This is a genomic window from Sphingobium sp. Z007, from assembly GCF_900013425.1.
Lineage (GTDB): Bacteria > Pseudomonadota > Alphaproteobacteria > Sphingomonadales > Sphingomonadaceae > Sphingobium.
In genome coordinates, this window is the sequence record NZ_FBXK01000005.1 from 1658410 (window position 1) to 1679470 (window position 21061).

18 protein-coding genes are annotated in these 21061 nt (G+C 64.6%); 8 read left to right on the forward strand and 10 right to left on the reverse strand.

What is annotated here, in order from left to right; genetic code table 11:
• Positions 1–27 precede the first annotated feature (27 nt).
• Positions 28–513 carry a hypothetical protein gene (locus CEQ44_RS16035; RefSeq protein ID WP_088184646.1) on the forward strand — a complete coding sequence of 162 codons (486 nt, stop codon included), beginning with the start codon at positions 28–30 and terminating at the stop codon, positions 511–513.
• Here the strand turns inward: CEQ44_RS16035 and CEQ44_RS16040 are convergent.
• Positions 510–1469 (reverse strand): acyltransferase family protein, encoded by a 960-nt coding sequence (locus CEQ44_RS16040; RefSeq protein ID WP_088190097.1) that lies wholly within the window; start codon positions 1467–1469, stop codon positions 510–512. The genes CEQ44_RS16035 and CEQ44_RS16040 overlap by 4 nt on opposite strands.
• A gap of 72 nt (positions 1470–1541) precedes the next feature.
• Between CEQ44_RS16040 and CEQ44_RS16045 the strand changes: the two genes are divergently transcribed.
• From CEQ44_RS16045 to CEQ44_RS16055, 3 genes are read left to right on the forward strand one after another with little or no spacing between them, the layout of a single operon-like run.
• Entirely contained in the window at positions 1542–2219 is a 678-nt protein-coding gene (locus tag CEQ44_RS16045; RefSeq protein WP_088184694.1) for an RluA family pseudouridine synthase, read from the forward strand.
• A complete protein-coding gene (gene arfB, locus CEQ44_RS16050) occupies positions 2206–2610 on the forward strand; it encodes an alternative ribosome rescue aminoacyl-tRNA hydrolase ArfB (RefSeq protein WP_088184648.1) in 405 nt (134 codons plus the stop codon). Before CEQ44_RS16045 ends, arfB begins: the two co-directional genes overlap by 14 nt.
• A gap of 7 nt (positions 2611–2617) precedes the next feature.
• Positions 2618–4330, forward strand: coding sequence for a hypothetical protein (locus tag CEQ44_RS16055; protein ID WP_088184649.1), 1713 nt, complete (start codon positions 2618–2620; stop codon positions 4328–4330).
• Here CEQ44_RS16055 and CEQ44_RS16060 read toward each other — a convergent pair.
• Genes CEQ44_RS16060 through CEQ44_RS16070 form a run of 3 tightly spaced genes read right to left on the reverse strand, consistent with a single transcriptional unit; the run spans position 4299 to position 6882 of the window.
• On the reverse strand, positions 4299–4697 hold the full coding sequence (locus CEQ44_RS16060) for a GtrA family protein (protein ID WP_088184650.1): 399 nt from the start codon (positions 4695–4697) through the stop codon (positions 4299–4301). The two genes, CEQ44_RS16055 and CEQ44_RS16060, sit on opposite strands and share 32 nt — an antisense overlap.
• Complete coding sequence (locus CEQ44_RS16065) at positions 4697–5644, reverse strand: glycosyltransferase (protein ID WP_088184651.1); 948 nt, start codon at positions 5642–5644, stop codon at positions 4697–4699. Before CEQ44_RS16065 ends, CEQ44_RS16060 begins: the two co-directional genes overlap by 1 nt.
• Positions 5644–6882, reverse strand: coding sequence for a glycosyltransferase family 2 protein (locus tag CEQ44_RS16070; protein ID WP_088184652.1), 1239 nt, complete (start codon positions 6880–6882; stop codon positions 5644–5646). The genes CEQ44_RS16065 and CEQ44_RS16070 overlap by 1 nt, the downstream gene beginning before the upstream one ends.
• Positions 6883–6987: 105 nt before the next feature.
• Between CEQ44_RS16070 and CEQ44_RS16075 the strand changes: the two genes are divergently transcribed.
• Together CEQ44_RS16075 and CEQ44_RS16080 are read left to right on the forward strand one after the other, a co-directional pair.
• Positions 6988–7470 (forward strand): GAF domain-containing protein, encoded by a 483-nt coding sequence (locus tag CEQ44_RS16075; RefSeq protein ID WP_088184653.1) that lies wholly within the window; start codon positions 6988–6990, stop codon positions 7468–7470.
• Positions 7471–7646: 176 nt separating this feature from the next.
• Complete coding sequence (locus CEQ44_RS16080) at positions 7647–8744, forward strand: RcnB family protein (RefSeq protein WP_088190096.1); 1098 nt, start codon at positions 7647–7649, stop codon at positions 8742–8744.
• Between the two features lie 57 nt (positions 8745–8801).
• Here CEQ44_RS16080 and CEQ44_RS16085 read toward each other — a convergent pair whose 3' ends face one another.
• The 3 genes from CEQ44_RS16085 to CEQ44_RS16095 form a co-directional block, all read right to left on the reverse strand.
• Entirely contained in the window at positions 8802–11336 is a 2535-nt protein-coding gene (locus CEQ44_RS16085; RefSeq protein WP_088184695.1) for an EAL domain-containing protein, read from the reverse strand.
• A gap of 133 nt (positions 11337–11469) precedes the next feature.
• Positions 11470–12288 carry an arginyltransferase gene (locus CEQ44_RS16090; protein WP_088184696.1) on the reverse strand — a complete coding sequence of 273 codons (819 nt, stop codon included), beginning with the start codon at positions 12286–12288 and terminating at the stop codon, positions 11470–11472.
• Positions 12289–12404: 116 nt separating this feature from the next.
• The gene (locus tag CEQ44_RS16095; RefSeq protein ID WP_088184654.1) at positions 12405–13652 is read right to left on the reverse strand and encodes a threonine ammonia-lyase; all 1248 of its coding nucleotides are present in this window, start codon (positions 13650–13652) and stop codon (positions 12405–12407) included.
• Between the two features lie 95 nt (positions 13653–13747).
• On the opposite strand from CEQ44_RS16095, the gene CEQ44_RS16100 reads away from it, so the two are divergent.
• A complete protein-coding gene (locus CEQ44_RS16100; RefSeq protein ID WP_088184655.1) occupies positions 13748–14617 on the forward strand; it encodes an NAD(P)-dependent oxidoreductase in 870 nt (289 codons plus the stop codon).
• Between the two features lie 5 nt (positions 14618–14622).
• Positions 14623–16314, forward strand: coding sequence for an amidohydrolase (locus CEQ44_RS16105; protein ID WP_088184697.1), 1692 nt, complete (start codon positions 14623–14625; stop codon positions 16312–16314).
• Between the two features lie 203 nt (positions 16315–16517).
• Here CEQ44_RS16105 and CEQ44_RS16110 read toward each other — a convergent pair whose 3' ends face one another.
• The 3 genes from CEQ44_RS16110 to CEQ44_RS16120 all read right to left on the reverse strand — a co-directional run bounded on the left by CEQ44_RS16110 (position 16518) and on the right by CEQ44_RS16120 (position 21055).
• Positions 16518–17648: a glycosyltransferase family 2 protein gene (locus tag CEQ44_RS16110; protein WP_088184656.1), complete on the reverse strand. Its 1131-nt coding sequence runs from the start codon at positions 17646–17648 to the stop codon at positions 16518–16520.
• Positions 17649–17651: 3 nt separating this feature from the next.
• Positions 17652–19001: a sugar transferase gene (locus tag CEQ44_RS16115; protein ID WP_088184657.1), complete on the reverse strand. Its 1350-nt coding sequence runs from the start codon at positions 18999–19001 to the stop codon at positions 17652–17654.
• Positions 19002–19159: 158 nt separating this feature from the next.
• On the reverse strand, positions 19160–21055 hold the full coding sequence (locus CEQ44_RS16120) for an XrtA/PEP-CTERM system amidotransferase (protein ID WP_088184658.1): 1896 nt from the start codon (positions 21053–21055) through the stop codon (positions 19160–19162).
• Positions 21056–21061 lie beyond the last annotated feature (6 nt).

Sequence of the window (21061 nt, forward strand, 5' to 3'; positions counted from 1 at the left end):
GAACGGCGGGGACGGGAGAATATTTACATGGTCAGCGCGATCAACGCGACAGGCATCGGCAATGCATGGGGACAGATCAAGAAGACGTTGGACACGGTCGTGCAGACGGTGACGCCCCCTGCGACGAGCACCACCCCCACGCCAACCCCGGCTCCAGCGCCACCCCCTGCCCCAGTCGAACCCGTCGCATCTACGCCCACGCCGCAGCCCGTTGTTGCGACGCCGACGGCACCGGAACCCCTGACCTACAGCGCGCCATCCTCCGGTCCGCGCCAGGTGGCGGCCGCGACAGCCGTCCCTACCCCCGAGGCGACGCTGACCGATCGCCTGAGCGACGCAGGCTATTACGCCTCCCCCCAGGCGGCCGCCGTCGCCGATCCGGTCGCCACCGCGCAGGCATCGCAAGAGGACAAGGCGTCGCTGACCCAGGCGCAACTCATTGCTCAGGCCGCCTACGCCATCGTTGCCCGCGCGGGTGCCGACGATCGCATGTCGTTGATCCAGGACGGCTAATGCAGCCAGCGGCTGACGGTCGGCGACAGACGGATCAGCCGGTCTATCGCGAACGGGATCAGCAGCGCTGCCAGCAATAGCCACGGCTTGCCCATATAGGGGGCGAGATAGTGGATGACGGCGACATGGCCGTACATGATGACCAGCGACGCCCGCCCCACCGCCGCGACCGGACCGGCATACGGCGTGACCAGCGCAGACAAGCGGAACAGCAGTAGGGACGTGGCGATGGCCGATGCAACCGACAGCAAGGGCCAGCCATAATCGGCGGCCTTCATGTTGAGCGTCGGCATGACCCCCGCCAGCCCGGCCAAAGCCAACGCGCCCAGCGGCGCGACCATCCAGCCCCGCCACCGCACCTGCGGCCAGACCGCCCCCACCCATAGCAGGACGCACGCCATCGGCACGCTCAGCAGCCCCAGCGGCGATGCCTGCGTCCACCAGCCTAGCGCGTAAGCCAGGACCAGCACCGGTAGCAGCAGCAGCGCCCAGCGCCGATCCAGCACATCGGGCCAACGGTTGAGCGCGACATTGAACAGGATGCGCGCGATCATCAGGCAGGGCACAAACCAGAAGATCGTATAAGGCCCGCGTAACCAGAAGCCGCCCAGCAGTACCGGCGCAAGATCGTCCGGCCATTGGTGGAAGATGGGCCGACCGCCCTTCAGCGGCTCGATGATCTGGTCGATCAGGATCAGCAGCGCCAGGAAGAGGATATAGGGCCGCATCTGGCCGACCAGTTGTCGCCGCGTGAACGCGCCGACATCCTGAGGCCGCGACAGCATCCCCGACAGCAGGAAAAAGAGCGGCATATGGAAACTGTACATGGCGTCGCGGACCGGCCCTCGGGTCCAGACATGGCCGATCACCACCGCCAACATGCCCAATCCGCGAGCGACATCGACCCAGTCCAGCCGAAATTGCGCCTGCCGCCTGTCATGCCCCCTGTATTCCATCGTCTCCACCGCCTATAGGAAGCCGCGCCCGCGTCAATTCCTACCCTTCCTGTCCCGATCGGAAACTCTTCCTTGGCCCTGCTTACCGACCATGTGCTGTTCATCGATGGCGAAGCCCTCATCCTCGACAAGCCTGCGGGCCTGCCGGTCGATGCGCCGCGCGACGGCTCCATGGCGCTGGAAAATCACCTTGCTTCGCTGACCTTCGGTTTCCAGCGCTGGCCGCTGCCGGTCCATCGTCTGGATCGCGACACCAGCGGTTGCCTGCTCCTGGCCCGCAATCCCAAGGCGCATAAGCGCTTCGCCGCCGCGTTCGAGGCGGGGACGGTGGTCAAACGCTATGTCGCTGTGATCGAGGGCGTGCCGGCGGAGGATGAAGGCACCATCGAACTGGCGCTCAGCAAGATCAGCACCGCAGCGGAAGGCTGGCGCATGATCCCGGCCAAGGCGGGCAAGAACGCCATCACCCACTGGCGCAAGATCGCGGAAAAGGACGGCCGTTCGCTGATCTCCTTCTCCCCCCAGACCGGGCGCACTCACCAGATTCGCGTCCATGCGCTCCATGGCCTGGGCTTCGGCATTGTCGGCGATCCGGTCTATGGCGACGGACAAGGCGCCATGCTGTTGCACAGCCGCTTCCTCAATATGCCGCGCGGCGACAAGCCGGCGGCCGAAGCGACCGCCGCCCTGCCCGCGACCTTCGCCGCAGCGGGCTTTGGCCAGGACTTGCTGGACGATGCCGGGCTTTGACATTCCCGATGATGCGCTGGAGGAGCGCTTCATCACCGGCGGCGGGCCGGGCGGGCAGAATGTCAACAAGGTGGCGACGACCGTTCAGTTGCGCGTGGACCTGTTCAAGCTGGCCCTGCCGCCCTACGCCTATCGCAAGCTCAAGGAACTGGCCGGATCGCGGCTGACATCCGGCAACGCAATCGTGATCCAGGCGTCCCGTTTCCGCACGCAGGAGGCGAACCGCCAGGACGCGCGCGATCGGCTGAACGAGATGATCGCCAAGGCGCTCGTCCGCGACGCCCGCCGCATCGCCACCAAGCCGGGCAAGGCCGCCAAGGCGCGACGCACCGACGCCAAGAAGGCACGCGGCACCATCAAGCAGGGCCGTGGGAAGGTTCAGCTGGACTGATCAGCGCATGATGGGGGACGTCAACGGCATGAACGATCGAATGACGCGGGACGGGAAGGCGATCTTTTACGTCCTGGGCATTTTGATGCTTTTGGCCTTTGCCGGCATCCTGATCGATCCCGTTCAGGACAAGAGGCAATTCGCCGCTTTCCTCTTCGTTCGGCAGGACGCGCTTTTTATCCTGATCCTGATGCTGCTGGTCCGCTTCGGCCTTGGGACCGCGCCCGCCATGCCGCGATGGGCGGACAAGCTAGGTCGGTTCTGGTGGAGCATTCCTGTATTTCTGCTCCTTATCTGCTGGATCGGCCATCGCCTCGCCTTCGACGGCTATGCTTTGACACGCGACGAACAGATGGCCTTGTTCGACGGGTTTATCTATCGCTATGCTCGCTTGGGATGGCCGTTACCTGTCTTCTGGCAGGACAATGCTCTGGCCCTCAACCAGCAATTCATCTTGCCGATCGCCGGGCATCGAGCATGGCTGTCGGACTATCTGCCGGTCCATGCACTGGCGCGAACCCTGGTGGGGATGGTCGTTGATCCGGGGCTGACCAATCCGCTTCTAACCGCAATCGGCGCGATCGCCCTCTGGCGCATTGCCCGGCGCCTTTGGCCTCACGACGGCGGCGCGCAGGTCGCCACTCTCCTGCTCTATGCCGGTTCTTCGCAAATCGTCGTGATGGGGATGAGCAGCTATGCCATGCCCGGCTATCTGGCGCTCAATCTTGTCTGGCTGGCGCTTTTCCTGCGCGGCGGGGCATCGGGCCATGGCTTTGCCGTGTGCGTAGGTTTGATCGCAACCGGCTGGCATCAGCCGATTTTTCACCCGCTGTTCGTACTCCCGTTCTTCGCCATGCTGGCCTGGCAGCGGCGCTGGCGGCTGCTTTGCCTGTACGGCCTGATCTACGCGGGGATCGGCCTCGCCTGGCTCGCCTGGCCCCATTTTGCGGCGAATGCAGCAGGAGGAGCAGCAATGCAGGGCGGTCAGATTGGCTATGGCGCGCGCATCACGATGCTGTTGTCCGGCTTCGACGGGATCAGTCTGTGGCTGATGAGCCTGAACCTGCTGCGCTTCGTCGCTTGGCAGCATCTATTGCTGGTGCCGCTGGTGGTGACTGGCGTGCGTTTCGCGTGGCGCGACCCGCTGGCCCTCTCCCTGCTGGCGGGCCTGATCCTGCCCGTTGCCGCCGCGACGCTCCTGCTGGCCTATCAGGGGCATGGATGGGGGTATCGCTACCTGCATGGGATCATCGGCAATGCCTGCCTGTTGGGGGGCTATGGCTGGTCGGCGCTTCGGAGACGGGTCGGCACGCCGGCCCTGTGGACAGCCGCCAACATCGCCACCTTCCTGGGCGTCGTGCCCGTCCACATCGCCTTGGCCGCCAGCATTGTGCGGCCCTATGCTACCGTGTCCCGCGCCATCGACCGGACAAACAGCGACATGGTCGTCATCGACGATCTTGCCGCAGCATTCGGCGGCGACCTGGTCTCCAATCGCCCCGACCTCGGCAACCGGCCCGTTCGGTTGATGGCAAGTCAGCTTGACGATCACGCGATGATGGCGCTCTGCCGGATGCACAGCGTCGCGTTCATCGGCGAAGAACAGCTTGCCCCGATACAAAGGGTTATTCCCGCCGAAGAAACATCGACCGACCGGTTCCGGCGCCTGGAGAAGCTCTGCGCCAGCGTCAGGCGCGCTGCACGTCAGCCGCTGGCCTGAACACCATGCGGCTCATCAGCACATAGCTGAATGTGGCCGTGAAAACGATGTTGACCGGATAAGCCAGCCAGGGGGCCAATCCCGCCAGGTCGATCAGAGCGGCCAGCGTTGCCGTCCCGAACAAAAGTTGGAGCAGGTACACGGCAATGTAACGCCATATCTGGCCGCGCCATCCGTTACGGTCGCCGAAGGTGAGATGCCGATGCGCCACAAAGCCGACACATAGCCCCCCGGCCCACGCCAGCACGCTCGCGACCAGATAATGCAGGCCGCCGGCGATCGCCCCCAGGAACAGCAGATAGGCGATCAAGGTCACGCCGCCGCCGACCATGCCGAACCGCATCAGGCGCGCAAGCCGTTCGTACATTACAACGCCCCTCTCAACCTTGCCTGGACACGGGGCAAGAGGCGGTCGAGGATGCGCGAATGGCGCATGTAATGCCACGTACCAGACGGGCCCAGCCTGAGCAACTCGCCCATGATTTGCGCAAGCGCCGTGCGGCGACCATGCATCGCTTCGGCCAGAAGGCAATTGATGCGCGCCGATGCCGCAGCAATGCGCCGGATGGCTGGCGCCCTTGGCCCAGCGATGACCGGTGCATAGCGGGCGACGACAATCTGCATCTGATTCAGGAAATCCGCCGGGGTCCGGCTGCCCAGCATTGTCTGCGACCCGCCATGGATGCGGAAGGCGACGGTCTGTTCGGCAATATAGCTGACCCGGCCCCGCATGGCGGCCTTCATATATATGTCCCAGTCGGGCGTGTACCACAGGCTCTCGTCAAGCCCGCCTGCCGCTTTCCAAATGTCCCGGCGCATGACGACGGAGGGCAACGCCACGAAATTCTGCACCAGCAGCCGCTCTAGGACGGCTGCCCCCTCCCAACTCGACCGGCCTTCCAGCGGGCAACGCCAGCAGCCCAGGGTTCGCCCGCTTGCATCGATGATCGTCGCGTCCGTCAACAGCATCGCAGCATCGGGATCGGCATCGAGTGCGTGCAATATGCTGCCCAATCGTCCGGGAAGCCAAAGATCATCCTGATGCAACATCGCGACATGCGGCGCGCGGGCCATCGCCGCGCCCCGATTGGTCTTGGCTGTCCAGGACTGGATGTCGGGTCGATATTCGTAGCGCAGGGTCAGTCGCCCGGCGTGGCGCGCGGCAATATCATGACAGCGCATCGTCCTGCTGGAATCCAGTGCTATCACCTCGATCAGTCCGTCCGCGTCATCCGGCAGGCTCGCCAACGCGGCGTCGAGATAGGTCTCGCCCTCATGCACTGGCATGATGATGGAAAGCCGTGGTGTCGACATCAGCGCAGCGGCAACCTCGCGTGCATCCGGTAAAAGCGCGATTCATTGCCACCCAATATCGCCAGCAGGAACCCGCCCATGACGGTTTGCATGCCTATAGTGACCAGCGTCGTGCCCAGCACTGCGGGCAGGATGCTGTAGGTCGCGCCAAAATCGCGCGCTGTCCATTTCCAGAACACGGTAGCCAGCGCCGCCACACCGGTTCCACCCAGGGCCAGGCCCGATAACAGCATCGCTTCCAGCGACAGTCGCTCGCCCAACCACAATTCCCACGGTCGCGCCGCGCGATAGCCGGCGCGCAGACCATAGAGCTTGCCAGCAAAGGCCAACAGGCCGCACAAATGCCCACCAGACATCAGAGCGGCCGCCAGCACGACCCAATAATTGCCGACCGCCGGGAAGCTGCCAGGTGCCAGCGCCTGTATCAGCGCCATAGCGAAGATCGCCAGACCGACGCCCAGCGCCGCCACGCCCGGCACGCCGAACACCCAGGTCGGGCTGAGCATCATCAGATAGCGCAAATGCCGCCAGCCGTCGCGCCAGGGCCGCAAATGCGGCGCGCGGTCGCGCAGGTCGACCGACAGCGTGGCCGGCACTTCGGCCAGTCGGAAACGGCGCAGGCTGGCCTTGATGACCATCTCGCTGGCAAATTCCATGCCGCTGCCCGACAGGCCGAGCGACGCGAAACAGTCGCGCGTGATGGCGCGCAGGCCGCAATGGGCGTCGGAAATGCCCGACCGGAAGAAGAGGTTGAGGATACCGGTCAGCACCGGATTGCCGATATAGCGGTTCTTCCACGGCATGGCCCCCGGCGCGATCCCACCCTTGAAACGCGATCCCATGCACAGGTCCGCTCCGCCCAGCAACTCGCCGATCATCGCCACGCCGTCGGTGAAATCATAGCTGCCGTCGGCATCGCCCATCAACAGATAGCGCCCATAGGCGCCCTCGCAGCCGCCGATCAGCGCCGCGCCGTAACCGCGCCGCGCCACAGGCACGATACGTGCACCCAGGCTTGTCGCCAGTTGCTGGCTGCCATCGGTCGATCCATTGTCGGCAATCACGATCTCGCCGAACAGTCCATGCTGCGCCTCTATCAGGTCCAGCGCGCGGCGCGCATTGGCGATGCAGTGGGGTAGGCTGATCGCTTCGTCCAGACAGGGCATGACGATCGACACATCGATGGCGCGCGCATCCCGGTGCAGTTGAGACAGGCTATGCGCAGCGTCCGCAAACATCGTTACCCTCGAAAATTCAGGCCTTGCGACGGCGATAGCGGTTTTTGGTTAACGGAATCTTGTCGCGCTCTGGCCGCAGCAGGAGGACGCCCCTATATCCGGGCCATGTATGATTTTTCCGCCCGCGCCGCCGACAAGCCCACTCTCTATGCCGACCTGCTATCGGCCGCCGATGCGCTGACCGTGTCCGAACCGGACCCGGTCGCCAATATGGCCAATGTGGCCGCCCTGCTCTGGCAATTCCTGCCCGATCTCAACTGGGCGGGCTTTTACCGCCTGATGGAGGACGAACTGGTCCTTGGCCCGTTTCAGGGGAAGCCGGCGTGTATCCGCATTCCGATCGGTCGGGGGGTTTGCGGCACGGCGGCGGCGACCCGCGAAACCCAGCTGGTGGAGGACGTCCACGCCTTTGCCGGCCACATCGCCTGCGACGCAGCCAGCGCGTCCGAAATCGTGGTCCCGGTCCTGCATGACGGGCGGCTGATCAGCGTCATCGATCTCGACAGTCCGCTGCCCGCTCGCTTCGACTCGGATGATGCCAGGGGGCTGGAGGCGCTGGCGGCGCGGATCGCAGCGCGCATTTCCTGATCGGTTAACTCTGTTTCTTCACGGCCTCCTTCCAGTAGCGCCCCTTTCCGCCCCGTTTCGGGACAGGATTTGACCGTCTGGATCATGGATAGCGGCGGATCACCATGCTAAACCCAGCGTTAGTATTTTAGGCTGCGCATCCGGTTGGCGCGCCGTAAAAACAGGGAGTGTTAACCATGCGGACTCCAACCCTATTGCTTTTGGGGGCGAGCCTTGCGCTCGCTGGCGTCGCCACGCCGGCGATCGCGGGCGGCGCGAACGGACCACGCCCCGGCGGGTCGATGCCGCACAACGGCCCCCGTCCCGGCGTGCACATGCCGCGTCCGGGCGGCGGCGGCTGGAACGGAAACTGGAACAAGGGCGGCCATCGCTGGGGGCAGCGCCAGAATGGCCGCTGGTTCGCCGGCTGGCGCGCGCCGGGCGGCTGGGGCGGCTATCAGCGCCCTGTCTATGGCTATGTCCTGCCGCAATATTGGACCAGCCCCAATTATTATATCGCCAATTATGGCGCCTACGGCCTGCCCGCCCCCGCTTATGGCTATGGCTGGTCGCGCTATTATGACGATGCGGTGATGACCGACCGTTACGGCCGGGTCTATGACTCGCGCCGCGACATCGACTGGAACCGCTATGAAGGCGGCTATGGCCCCGATGGCGATGATGACCGTTACTATGACGAGCCGCGCCGGGACAATGGCGTGGGCGGCGCCGCGATCGGCGCGGTCGTGGGCGGTGTGGCGGGCAACCGCATCGCCGGGCGCGGCAATCGCACCGCCGGCACGCTGATCGGCGCCGGGGTTGGCGCCGTGGCGGGCCTGGCGATCGACAAGGCGGAAGACGGGCCGCGCCGCAACGCGCCGCCCCCGCCGCGTCGTCCGGGCGTGGGCTATGATGATAGTTATGGCTATGCCGACGACAGCGTGACCACTCAGAATGACTATGAAGGCCGCTGGACCGGCACCTGGACCACCGACGACGGGCGGCAGGTGAGCGGCACCTATGATGGCCGGTTCGAAGGCGAAGTGCGTGGCGCGGGCGTCGATTACGATGCGCCTCCCTATGCCGGCGCGCCGCATTGGTCAGCGGGTCCGGGACCGGTGGTGCAACAGGGCGGCGGCTATATCGCAGGCGGCTATTATTATCCGGCGCCAGTGGTGACCACCGTCACCATCAATCCTGCCGAAACGACGACCACCACGACGACCAGCTATGTTACCGAAAGGGTCCGCCAGCCAGTGCGCCGCAGGGCCGTGCGCAACTGTCGCTGCAAATAGGGGACGACCCGCGAGTCACGACGCTGGGCCGGGGGCCGGGCCATAGAGGCCCGGCCCTTATCTATATCCAGCGAAGCGCGGGGGGCTGAATGACCCGGTCGGCTGCGGACGGCCGAGATGAAAGCCTTGCCCGACTACACAACCCTGGTTCAGCAGAAAATCGACCTGGGACGCTGTTTCGACCCCTTCGGCGACCACCTCCATGCCGAAACTGCCGCCCAGTTTGACAATGGCGTCGACGATCGCGGCGTCGCCTGCGTCCTGCTCGATATTACGGACGAAGCTGCGATCGATCTTCAGCACATCGACCGGATATTGCTTCAAATGGCTGAGCGAGGCGAAGCCGGTGCCGAAATCATCGAGCGCAACGATCACGCCCGCGTCGGCGAATTGCTGCAATGCGTCGGCCACCTGTTCCGCGCCACGACCCAGAAATACGCTTTCCGTCACCTCGATCTCAAAATGCGCCGTGGGAATGGCGGCGCGGTCCAGCAGGCCCAGCACCCGATCGGCAAAATCGCCGCTGGCGAAATCGGCCGCCGATGTGTTGATCGCCACCCGACCCGGATCGAAACCGGCCTGCAGCCAGCGCGCGATATCGCCCAACACAGCGTCGAGCATCTGCCCGGTCAGGGCCACCGCGATTTCGGCATGGTCGAAAGCCGGGGCGATGCTGCCGGGCAACTGCACGCCCAATCGCGGATGGTGCCATCGCAACAGCGCCTCATAGCCCAACACCCGCCCGCTGCGCATGTCGATGCGCGGCTGGTAATAGGGTATAGCAAGGCGATCGGCGACCACCTGCCGCGCCATGCGGATCATCGAGCTGCGCTGCTGCGCTTCCGATCGCAGGCTCGACTGGAACAGGGTCAGCCGCCCGCGCCCGGCCGCCTTTGACGCATAGAGCGCCAGATCCGCGGCCTTGAGCAGATCCTCGGCCCGTTCGGCATGCTCCCCCAGCACTGCCCCGCCAATGCTCACGCCGCAATCAAGCGAACGTCCCTGGTGGACGTGGGGCATACGCATATTTTCGATCAAGCCCGCGCTGAACCGTTCCAACGCCGCGCTGTCGCTGAGTGACGGCGCGGCCAAGCCGAATTCGTCGCCGCCCAGACGGCCCAGCACGGCATCGCGCGGCGCGACGGACGCCAGCCTTTCTGCAAAGGCGCACAACAATGCATCGCCCGCGTCATGCCCCATGGAATCATTGGTGCGTTTCAGGTCGTCGATATCCAGCAGCAGCAGACCGAATTGCTTGCCATCGGCCTGCGCCCGCGCGACCATTGCCTCCAGCGTAGCCTGCCATAGCGCGCGGTTGGGCAGATGGGTCATCGGATCATGGGTTGCCGCCCAGCGAATACGCTCCTCGGCCTCATGCTCGTCGGTCATGTCGCGGAAGGTGACGACGATGCGCAAGGCCCGCCCCGCCTCCGACCGCGTCGTCCAACCCGTGCTGCGCAGCCAGCGGAGCGCGCCATTGTCCGCCCTGTAGATCCGCAACGTCGCCTCGAAATGCGGCGGCACCACGCCGATGGCGACGGCGTCCAGCATGCCTTGCAGCCGCGCGCGATCGTCCGGGTGGACCAGTGTCAACGCGATGTCAGCGCTCGCCGGCTGGTCTTCATCCAGGCCCAACATCCTGCGAAACTCGTTCGACCAGGTGCGAATGCTGGTGACACAATCGAAATCCCATATGCCAAGCCGTGCCGATTGCACCGCCAGGCGGAATCGCTCTTCGCTGTCGCTCAACGCATTTTGCGCCAGGCGTTCGGCATGGACGTCTTCCAGCGTCCCATACCAGCGCAGTATCGATCCCTTGGCATCGCGCCGCGCTGCTGCGCGCGCGCGCATCCAGCGATAGTCGCCGTCGCGCAGGCGGATGCGATAATCGACGTCGACCGGCCCGCCACTGGCCAGATGACCGCGCCAGATCGCCACCACTCGCTCCATATCGTCAGGGTGCAAAGCGCCCAGCCAGCCGGTGCCGAGCGCGCGATGCGGCGCCATCCCCGTCAGTTCGAACCAGCGCGGTCCCACTTCCTGGATGTCCCCATGTGGACCTGCCGTCCATGGCACCTGGGGACTGAGTTCGACGGAGGCGCGATAATGTTCGCGACTTTCGGCCAGCGCGGCAGCCAGTGCGCGCGAATCGCGATCATGCCGTTCATGCACATCCTCAAGCGTGCCATACCATTGCGCCTGCTGTCCGGGCATCGACACCCGCATCATCCGGATCAGGCACCAACGATCCTGTCCGTCGATGCAGCGCAATGACAAGGTGAGCGGCGGAGGCCGTTCATTTGCGGATGCGGCCTTGAGCAGTGCGCGGCGATCTTGTCGTGTCAGTAACGCGCGCCAGCCCAGGCCGATGGGGTCAGCCAAGAAGCGCGGGAGGAAATGGCTGCTTTCCCGCTCGACCGTCACCAGCCGCCCGCGATCGTCAGCGACCCAGCGCAGCAATGGCGGTAAAACCCGATCGAAGACCGGAAAAAATAAGACGTCATTGTGATTAAGGAACAGGTCCTGCGCAATGCGGTCTTCGCCCGGCGTCAACCAGGCGTCCTGAAACCGGCGATCAGCGAAACGGTCCACAATCCGCTCCCGATCCAATGGTCCTCTTCCCGCGCATGGCAAAAAGCTAGCGTAGAAAGTTAAACAAATCCGCTAGAGCCGGGTAATATTTCAACCGTTATCTACCCGAACGACTTTTAGCCGATTTCGCCGCTTATTTGCGAAACATGCCCACCAGTTCGACGGGAAGCGGCGGCTCGTCCCGCTGCTGAGCGCCACGAATGGCCTGCGCCTGCTCGTGCGGGTCGAAGCGCACCCAACCGCTGCGGCTGAGTTTTTCCAGCGGGCGATAGCGGATCTTATATTGCATCCGCTGCGACCCATCGACCCAATAGCCCAAATAGACATAGGGCAGCCCGGCGCTTGCCGCGCGCGTGATATGGTCGAGGATGATGAAATTGCCCAGCCCCGGCCGATGCTCCAACTGCGTATCGAAGAAGCTGTAGATCATCGACAGTCCGTCACCCTGCCGGTCGGTCAGGCAGGCACCGATCAGCTTTCCGGGGCGACCATCGACACCCGGTTCGCGATATTCGATGATATAGCTGTCGACCGGCGTCTGCTCGACCATGTCGGAGAAATCCATCTCGTCCATCTCGGTCATGCCGCCGCCGGGATGACGATCGACCAGATAGCGCTGGAGCAACGCGAACTGCTCCTCGGTGGACCAAGGCTTGCAGGCCGTGACGATCAGGTCGCTGTTGCGACGGATCAGCTTGCGCTGCGTCGCATTGGGTTGAAATTCATGGGCGACAACCCGTACCGACACGCAGGCGGAACAGTCTGCGCAGCTTGGCCGATAGGCGACATTCTGGCTGCGTCGAAAACCGATCCGACCCAGCGCATCGTTCAGTTCCGTCGCATTGTCCCCGTTCAACTCGGTGAACACCTTCCGCTCGCTCTTGCCCGGCAGATAAGGACAAGGGCTAGGGTTGGTGACGAAGAATCGAGGAAAGCGGAAAGCGGCGGTCACGCTCCAGTCTCCCATTCATGGCGGCGGCACATGTCGATCATGTTTCAGACTATGCCGCCCCGACGCGTCTCTGAAAAGGGCGTTTACCACGAAAAGATTCGCGCGCCGCCTGCCGCTTATGCGACCTCGATCGGCGCGACCTCATAACCGGCCTCGCGCAGCGCCGCGATCAGCCGTTGCAGGTGGGCGCGATCGCGCGTTTCGCATTCGACATCCAGGCTTAATCCCTTGGCCGGGAGGTTGGTGAAGATGCGCTGATGCGCCAGCTCCAAGATGTTGACCGCTTCCTGATCGAAGATGCGGGCGACATGGAACAGCGCGCCGGGACGGTCCTGCAGGATGATCCGCAGGCGCGCCAGACGGCCCGACCGGGCCAGATCGCGCAGCAGCACATTGGCGAGCAGGCGCGTGTCGATATTGCCGCCGGTCAGCACGAGGCCGACATTGCGCCCGGCAAATTTCTCCCGATAGGTCAGCAGGGCGGCAAGGCCAGCGGCACCCGCCCCCTCCACCACCGTCTTCTCGATTTGCAGCAACAGGCTCAGCGCCTCTTCCAGCCGCCGTTCGGTGACCAGTAGCACGTCGTCGGCCAGCCGCTCCACGAAGCGGCGGGTCAGTTCGCCGGGCTGCTTGACGGCAATACCCTCCGCCAGCGTATCGCCGTCGCAGGCCAGGGCTTCGCCCTTGATGAAGTCGTACATCGACGGATACAGCTCCGCCTGAACGCCATAAAGCCGGATATCCGGCTTCATCGCCCGCGCCGCGATCCCCATGCCCGAAAACAGGCCGCCGCCGCCGATCGGGATGACCAGCGTGTCGATCTCCGGCGCGTCCTCCAGCATTTCTAGCGCCACCGTGCCCTGCCCGGCCATGATGTCGGGCTCGTCGAAGGGATGGACGAAGGTCAGGCCCTGCTCCACCTCCAGCAGGCGCGCATGGGCGTAGGCGTCATCGAACTTCTCGCCATATTGCACCACGGTCGCGCCATGGCCCTTCGTCTGGGTGACCTTCACCGTGGGGGTGGTGGTGGGCATGACGATGGTGACGGGCACGCCCAGCCGCTTGCCATGATAGGCAAGCCCTTGCGCATGGTTGCCCGCCGACGCTGCGATTACACCCTTCGCCTTGGCCGCATCATCCAGCTGGATCAGGCGATTGAGCGCGCCGCGCTCCTTATAGGCGGCGGTGAACTGGAGATTTTCGAACTTGAGATAGACGTTGCAGCCCAGCATGTTCGACAGCGTCTGGCTGATCAGCGTCGGCGTCTTGACGATCGAACCGGCGATACGGGTTCGCGCGGCAAGGATGTCATCGACGGTGACGGGCAGCGGCGGGGCGCTTTCGATCTTGGCGAGCGTGTTCATGACCGGGCACCTAAACGAAAATTGCGGGTTAAGAAACTGGCACTGTCGCAAAACTGGCCCTATGGCAGGGCGCACGCATAACATGTACGAGGCATATGGCTAATATCGCGTTTATCGGCCTGGGCGTCATGGGCTGCCCTGTCGCAGGGCACCTGGCCAAGGCGGGGCACAGCCTCACCGTTTACAACCGCTCCATTGGCAAGGCGAAGACGTGGGCGGAAGCCTATGGCGGCGCGGTGGCTATCAGCCCGGCCAAGGCGGCGGAGGATGCGGATATCGTCATCAGTTGCGTCGGCAATGACGATGACCTGTCGCAGGTCACGCTGGGCCGCGAAGGCGCTTTCCGCACGATGAAGGAAGGCAGCCTGTTCATCGACCACACGACCGTATCGGCGCGGATCGCGCGGCAATTGTTTGTCGAGGGCGAGAGCCGCGGCATCCACAGCGTCGACGCCCCTGTGTCGGGTGGTCAGGCAGGGGCCGAAAATGGCAAGCTGTCGATCATGTGCGGGGGCAGCGAACCGGCGGTTGCGGCAGCCAAGCTGGTGATGCAGGCCTATGCCGCGCGGATTGTCCACGTCGGCGGTGCGGGTGCAGGCCAGACGACCAAGATGGTGAACCAGATCTGCATTAGCGGCGTTTTGCAGGGCCTGTCCGAAGCGCTGCGCTTCGCTCAGGCGGCCGAACTTGACCTCGACGCCGTGTTCGAGGCGATTTCCGGCGGTGCGGCGCAAAGCTGGCAGATGGAAAACCGGTGGAAGACGATGGCGCAGGACAGTTTCGATTTCGGCTTCGCGGTCGATTGGATGCGCAAGGATCTGGGCCTGGCGCTGGAGGAGGCGCGGGCCAATGGCGCGACCCTTCCAGTGACGGCGATGGTCGATCAATTTTACGCCGATGTGCAGGCGCTGGGCGGCAACCGGCAGGACACCAGCGCGCTGGTGCGCAGGATCACCCGCGCATGAAGGCGATGTATCTCGCGGCCGTCGCCGCGCTCGCTCTTCCCCTCCCCGCCTACGCCAGCGGGGTGGTTGACAATGTCAATGGGATCGCGCTCGATCCCAGCGGCAAGATTGTGCGCTTTGGCGCGCTATTGATAGACGATGATGGCAAGGTCGAAAAGTTGCTGCCCGGCCGCTATCAGGAGCCGGAATATAAACCCAAGAAACCGAAAAAAGGCCAACCCTGGCCCGAACGCCCCAAAGCGCCGAGTTTCAAGCTGGACGGCGGCGGCAAGACGCTGATCCCCGGCCTGATCGACGCGCATGGGCACGTGATGGGCTATGGCCTGTCGCTCATTACGCTCGACCTGTCGGACACGCGGTCGCTGGCGGAAGCGCAAGCGAAAATCCGCTCCTATGCGCAGGCCAATGAGGGCCGCAAATGGATCATCGGCACTGGCTGGAACCAGGAGCAATGGGGGTTGGGGCGCTTTCCCACCGCCGCCGAACTGGACGCGGCAGTCGGCGACATTCCGGTCTGGCTGGAGCGCGTGGACGGTCATGCCGGTTGGGCCAACAGCGCGGCGATGCGCGTGGCGGGCATCACCGCCGCGACCAAGGCGCCGATGGGCGGCCGGATCGAGATGGCGGGCGGCAAGCCGGCCGGCGTCTTCGTCGACAAGGCGATGGACCTGATCCAGAAAGTCACCCCGCCGCCCGCGCCCAAGGACCGCGACATCGCGCTGGAAAAGGCGCAGCGCGCGCTGCTGGCGGTGGGCATCACCGGCATGGCTGACATGGGCACCAGCATCGACGACTGGCAGGCGTTCCGCCGTTCGGCCGATCGCGGCGCGCTGCGCGTGCGGATTATGTCCTACGCCTATGGCATCGACAATATGGTGCTGATCGCCGGGCCGGAACCGACGCCTTGGCTGTATGACGATCATCTGCGCATGGGCGGGGTGAAACTGCTACTGGACGGCGCGCTCGGGTCGCGCGGGGCGTGGCTGCGCGCCGATTATGCCGATGCGCCGGGCCAGCGCGGCCTGCCGATGATCTCCGATACGCAGTTGCGCAACACGATGAGCCGCGCGGCGATGGATAATTTCCAGGTCGCCGTCCACGCCATTGGCGATGCGGCCAATCATGAAGTGCTCAACGCGATCGAGGAACTGAACGACACTTATAAGGGTGACCGGCGCTGGCGCGTGGAACATGCACAGATCGTCACGCCGTCGGACCTGCCGCGTTTCGGGCCGCTGGGCGCGATCGCGTCGATGCAGCCGGTGCATGAAGCGTCGGACTGGCGCATGGCGACGGCGCGGCTGGGCGAGGCCAGGCTGAACGGTGCCTATGCGTGGAAGGCGATGCTGGACAATAAGGTGCCGCTCGCCTTCGGCTCCGACGTGCCGGTGGAAAGCCCCAACCCTTTCGCGGGCATTGCCGTCGCGATGAGTCGGGAAGACGCCAATGGCGAACCCGCAGGCGGCTGGATGCCCGAACAGCGGGTCAGCTTCGACGCGGCGTTGGACGGCTTCACCCGCCAGGCTGCCTATGCCGGTTTCGCCGAGAAAAAGTTCGGCAGTCTGGTTCCCGGCCAGCGCGCCGACTTCTTGCTGATCGACCGCGATATTTCGACGGCGCGTCCCGCGGACATACGCCAGACGCAGGTGCTGGAAACCTGGATCGGCGGCAAGCGGGTTTATGTGAAGGGGCAGTGAAGGCCACGGCCCTGACAATCCTTCGCCGCTCGTATCGAAGGATGACTTTAACATAACCAGATCCGTTCGTGCTGAGTAGGGTCTGAGAGAAGTCGAAGACCCGTATCAAAGCATCAGACGCTGAGCACGATCCTTCGATACGCCATTTCGACTTCGCTCAATGACTACTCAGGACGAACGGAGTTGATCTAGGGTCCCGGCGCTTAACGAGACTGGGCAGGGTTCCACACCGTCACGGTCCGCCCCGTCATCGCCTTGGCCACACCCTGAAGTGTCGCGGCATAGGCGATCAGCACATCGACCAGCGCGGCAAAGGGGCCACTCTTCGCCCGAACGCCGATCCAGATGACCAGCGCCGCGCCCAACGCCCCTGCAAGATAGAGCGCAGGCGACACCCGCATCGCCAGCGCGCCGGCCGCCGCCGCGCCGACCAGGATGAACAGCCCGCCGAACCAGCGAACGATCTTGCGCGACGCATATTTGAACCGGTCGATCGCCCCCATCCGGCGCAATTGCGCGCGCAAATGGGCATGGGTGTGCCAAGCGCGCGCGGCGATCCGCACCTTGCGCCGATATTCGTCTTTGCGTGCGGTCACCAGGCGTTCGCGCGCGATCACATCCTTCGCCTTAATGAGGCGCTTGCCTGCGAACAGGACCGCCATCGACACGGTCAGGTCATCCAGCACGCTGTCGGGGAAATCGGGATAGAGGCTGCGCCGGATCGAGAAGATCGAGCCATCCGCCCCCAGCACATTGCCGGTACGCGATTCCTCGTCCTTCAACCGCTCCTCGATCCGCCAGTAGAGCGAGCCCACCGCAGCGGTCGCGCTGTCTTCCGCGCCGATATAGTGGAGCGATCCCAGCACGCCGCCCACCTGGCTGTCGGCATAGCGCGCCAGCAGATTGTCGATCGCGTCGGCGTCCAGCAACACATTGGCGTCGGTGAAGATCAGCACCTCGCCCCGCGCGCGGGCCGCCAGTTGCTTCATGCCATGCGCCTTGCCGCTGCGCCCCGGCCCACGAATGAGCGTTACCAGATCACCTTGGGCCGCGATCAGGTCGCCGGTGCCGTCGGACGACCCATCATCGAAGGCGAGGATTTCAAGGGTCGGATGACGCTGCTTGAGCATCGCCAGATTGGCGAGTTTCTCTGGCATCGCCCCCGCTTCGTTATAAGCGCAGAACAGCAGCGAGGCACTGGGCGGCGGACCGCCAACCGGCGCTTCCGGCACGGTCGGCAGTCCCCGCAGGATCAGCGGGTAGAACAGGAACGGCCACGCTACAGCGATCAGGCAGAGCAGCAGGACAGCGCCCAGAAGCAGGTCGGTCGCCATCGCTCAATAGGCCTTGTGATGGACCAGCACGCCCAACGTCGCAAAGATGATCCGCAGGTCGCGCCACACCGACCAGTCGCTGACATATTCCAGGTCCGACTGGAGCCGGTCGATCAGATCCTGATGATGGTCGGTCGATCCACGATGGCCGCGCACCTGCGCCAGGCCGGTCATGCCGGGCTTGATGCAATGCCGCGCCCAATATCGCGCATCGACTTCCCAGTAGAGGCTGTCCCCCGCCTTGGCCGCGGCGGCGTGCGGGCGCGGGCCGACGATGCTCATGTCGCCCTTCAACACGTTGAACAGTTGCGGCAATTCATCGATGCTGGTCTTGCGCAGGAAGGCGCCGACCTTCGTCACCCGATCATCGTCGCGCCGGGTCAGCGTGGCCGCCTTGTGATCGCTCGCCTCGCTGCGCATGGAGCGGAACTTATAGATGGAAAAGGAACGCGCGTCCTTGCCGATACGCGGCTGGCGGAACAGCGCCGGGCCGGGACTGGTCAGCCGCACCGCGATCGCCGCGCCGATCAAGATCGGCGACAACAGGATGGTGGCGAGCGTCGCGACGATGAGGTCGAACAGCCGCTTGATGAGGCGATCGCGGAAATGCAGCGGGCCGCCCGCCACGATGATGGTAGGCTGGCCGTCAAATTCATCGATCCGCGCCGGGGCGAAGCGCAGCAATTCGGGCACGACGATCTCGCCCCGCGCCGACAGCGATTTCAGCGCCGCCGACCAGTCGGCCATGCGATCGAGCGGACAGGCGACGATCACCCGCTCCGCCATGCCCACGACAGAGGCGAGCCGCGCCGCCATATCGGCGTCATGCCGTTCGGGATGAAGGTTGGCGGCATCGGCGTCGATGACATGCATATGCGGGCCGACCGTGATCGATACGCCATCCAGGATAACGGCGGTCAGATGCGGCACATCGCCCAGCAGGGCAACTGCCAAGCGAGCTACCGCGACACGCACCAACGCGACAGCCACCGCGCTCAATCCCAGTCCGGTGATGAAGGTCAGGCGCGACAGTTGCTCGGCGATCTTGCCCAGATAAACGATCAACAGCATCAGCAGCGCCGCCTGCGCCAGCGCCCAGAGCGCGCGAACGATGCCGCGCCGCACACGGTCCAGCGTATTGATGCCGTAGGCACCGCCCTGCACCGCCAGCAGCGCATAAAGTGGCGCGACCATCGCGAACATCACGAGGCCATGCGGCTTGCCCGGCTCACCCCACAGCGCGCCCAGCACGAACCAGTTGGCGGCCAGGAAGGCGCAGAACAGCCCTGCCATGTCCCCCGCCAGGCACAGTGCATAGAGCCGTAATCGCACGACTTCCTTGGAGACTGTCACCGCTGCGCCCTGCTTATCGCCATGCGTCCCGTTGGCACCGGCAGGCGCGGGTTGCAAGGGGTTCGAGACCCACGTCCGTTCGCTTCGAGCGCAGTCGAGAAGCGGTCAGCCTTGTGCCCGCGTTTCTCGACACGCTCGAAACGAACGGAACTGGGTTCCTAGACCCCAAACAACCGCGTCAGCGATTTGTCCAGCATCAGCAACTGCCACAGCAACCGGCCATGGTCCGACACGCCCGACCGATGGTCGGCTGCCACCTTCGCCAGCATTCCGGTGTCGAACCAACCCGTTTTCGCCAGCGCCGATCCGCCCGCAATGGCCGTCGCCTCGCCTGCCAACGCGCCCCGGAACCAGGTGCTGATGGGCGTAACGAAGCCCATTTTCTGGCGATAGAGAATGTCCTGCGGCAGGAACGGCTCCATTGCCTTTTTCATGATGTATTTGCCGCTATTGCCGCGAATGCGCTGCGCCACTGGCAGGCGCGCGGCGAACTCCACCAGGCGGTGGTCAAGCAGCGGCTCGCGCGCTTCTAAACTGACGGCCATGCTCATCCGGTCGGTCTTGGTGAGGATGTCACCGGGTAGCCAGATGCGGATATCGGCATATTGCGCGCGGTCCAGCGCGTCGCGCGCGGGCGCATCCGCCATCGCCTTGATATAACGATCCTCGGCCCGATAGGTGCCCAGCCGGCTTTTCATCTCCTGGCTGAACAAGCGCTGGCGCAAAGCGCGCGGCGTGACGCCGACCGACGCGGCATAGGCTTCGCCGCCCTCCCCCGCTAGTTCGAGGAAGGTCGATTTGGCCCGCAGCGCGCGGGGCGCCCAGTCGGCCTTGGGATAATATTTGCCAAGCGTCCCGAACAATGGCTGGCGCACGGACGCGGGAATCAGGCCGCGAATGCGTTCACCCTGCATCTGGAAGCGATGGCGGCGATAGCCCGCGAACGCCTCGTCCGCGCCGTCGCCCGACAGCGCCACCGTCACCTGCTCGCGCGCCAGTTCGCACACCCGATAGGTCGGCAGCGCGGACGCATCGGCGAAGGGTTCGTCGAAATGGAAAGCCAGCCGGTCGATCAGCCCATAATCGTCGGGCGATACGATCCGGGTGCGATGGTCGGTTGCGAAACGGCGGGCGATGCGATCGGCAAAAGCGGTTTCATCCAGCGCGGCGACATCGAAGCCGATGGTGCAGGTCTTCACCGCTTGGCTGGAGGCTTCGGCCATCAGCGCGACGACACTGCTGCTGTCCACACCGCCCGACAGGAACGCGCCCAGCGGCACATCGGCGACCATGCGCGATCGCACCGCCTGCCGCATCAGCGCCACCAGTTCTTCTTCCAATTCCTGCGGCTTCGCTTTGCTCCGGTCGGCGAAGCTGACATCCCAATAGCGCTGCGGCTGCGGCAGGGGCCGCCCGCGCACCAGCCGCAGCGTCTCCCCCGCGCCCAGCTTGCGCACGCCTGCCACCAGACAGGCGTCGTCGGGGACATAGCCATAGGCCATATAATCCTCGACGGCGCTCAGGTCTGGCGCGCGCCGCAGCAGGGGATGCGCGAGAAGGCTCTTCAATTCCGACCCGAAGATCAGGCTGCCGTCCGACAATAGCGCATAGTGAAGCGGCTTGACCCCCAGCCGGTCGCGCACCAGCCACAGCGATTGCGCCCGCGCATCGAACAGCGCGAACGCGAACATGCCGTTAAAGCGCTGCACGCAATCCTCACCCCATTGGCGATAGCCATGCAGGATGACTTCGGTGTCGCTATGGGTGCGAAAGACGTGGCCCTTCGCCTCCAGTTCCGCGCGCACTTCCGCGAAATTGTAGATTTCGCCGTTGAAGACGACGGCCAGGCTTTCGTCATCGGTCAACATCGGCTGCGCGCCGGATTCCAGATCGATGATCGACAGGCGCAGATGGCCCAGGCCCACGCCCGGCGCGGTCCAGATGCCGCTGCCGTCCGGCCCGCGATGCGGCATGGCGTCCAACATCGCGCGCACCCGCAAAGGGTCCACGGGCTTGGCCGTTTCGAGATGGAAGATGCCCGCTATGCCGCACATGCGAAT

Coding starts and splice junctions, on each gene's coding strand:
- CEQ44_RS16035 (WP_088184646.1), top strand. CDS start 28: ATGGTCAGCGCGATCAACGCGACAGGCATCGGCAATGCATGGGGACAG.
- CEQ44_RS16040 (WP_088190097.1), bottom strand. CDS start 1,469: ATGGAATACAGGGGGCATGACAGGCGGCAGGCGCAATTTCGGCTGGAC.
- arfB (WP_088184648.1), top strand. CDS start 2,206: ATGCCGGGCTTTGACATTCCCGATGATGCGCTGGAGGAGCGCTTCATC.
- CEQ44_RS16055 (WP_088184649.1), top strand. CDS start 2,618: ATGATGGGGGACGTCAACGGCATGAACGATCGAATGACGCGGGACGGG.
- CEQ44_RS16060 (WP_088184650.1), bottom strand. CDS start 4,697: ATGTACGAACGGCTTGCGCGCCTGATGCGGTTCGGCATGGTCGGCGGC.
- CEQ44_RS16065 (WP_088184651.1), bottom strand. CDS start 5,644: ATGTCGACACCACGGCTTTCCATCATCATGCCAGTGCATGAGGGCGAG.
- CEQ44_RS16070 (WP_088184652.1), bottom strand. CDS start 6,882: ATGTTTGCGGACGCTGCGCATAGCCTGTCTCAACTGCACCGGGATGCG.
- CEQ44_RS16075 (WP_088184653.1), top strand. CDS start 6,988: ATGTATGATTTTTCCGCCCGCGCCGCCGACAAGCCCACTCTCTATGCC.
- CEQ44_RS16080 (WP_088190096.1), top strand. CDS start 7,647: ATGCGGACTCCAACCCTATTGCTTTTGGGGGCGAGCCTTGCGCTCGCT.
- CEQ44_RS16095 (WP_088184654.1), bottom strand. CDS start 13,652: ATGAACACGCTCGCCAAGATCGAAAGCGCCCCGCCGCTGCCCGTCACC.
- CEQ44_RS16100 (WP_088184655.1), top strand. CDS start 13,748: ATGGCTAATATCGCGTTTATCGGCCTGGGCGTCATGGGCTGCCCTGTC.
- CEQ44_RS16105 (WP_088184697.1), top strand. CDS start 14,623: ATGTATCTCGCGGCCGTCGCCGCGCTCGCTCTTCCCCTCCCCGCCTAC.
- CEQ44_RS16110 (WP_088184656.1), bottom strand. CDS start 17,648: ATGGCGACCGACCTGCTTCTGGGCGCTGTCCTGCTGCTCTGCCTGATC.
- CEQ44_RS16120 (WP_088184658.1), bottom strand. CDS start 21,055: ATGTGCGGCATAGCGGGCATCTTCCATCTCGAAACGGCCAAGCCCGTG.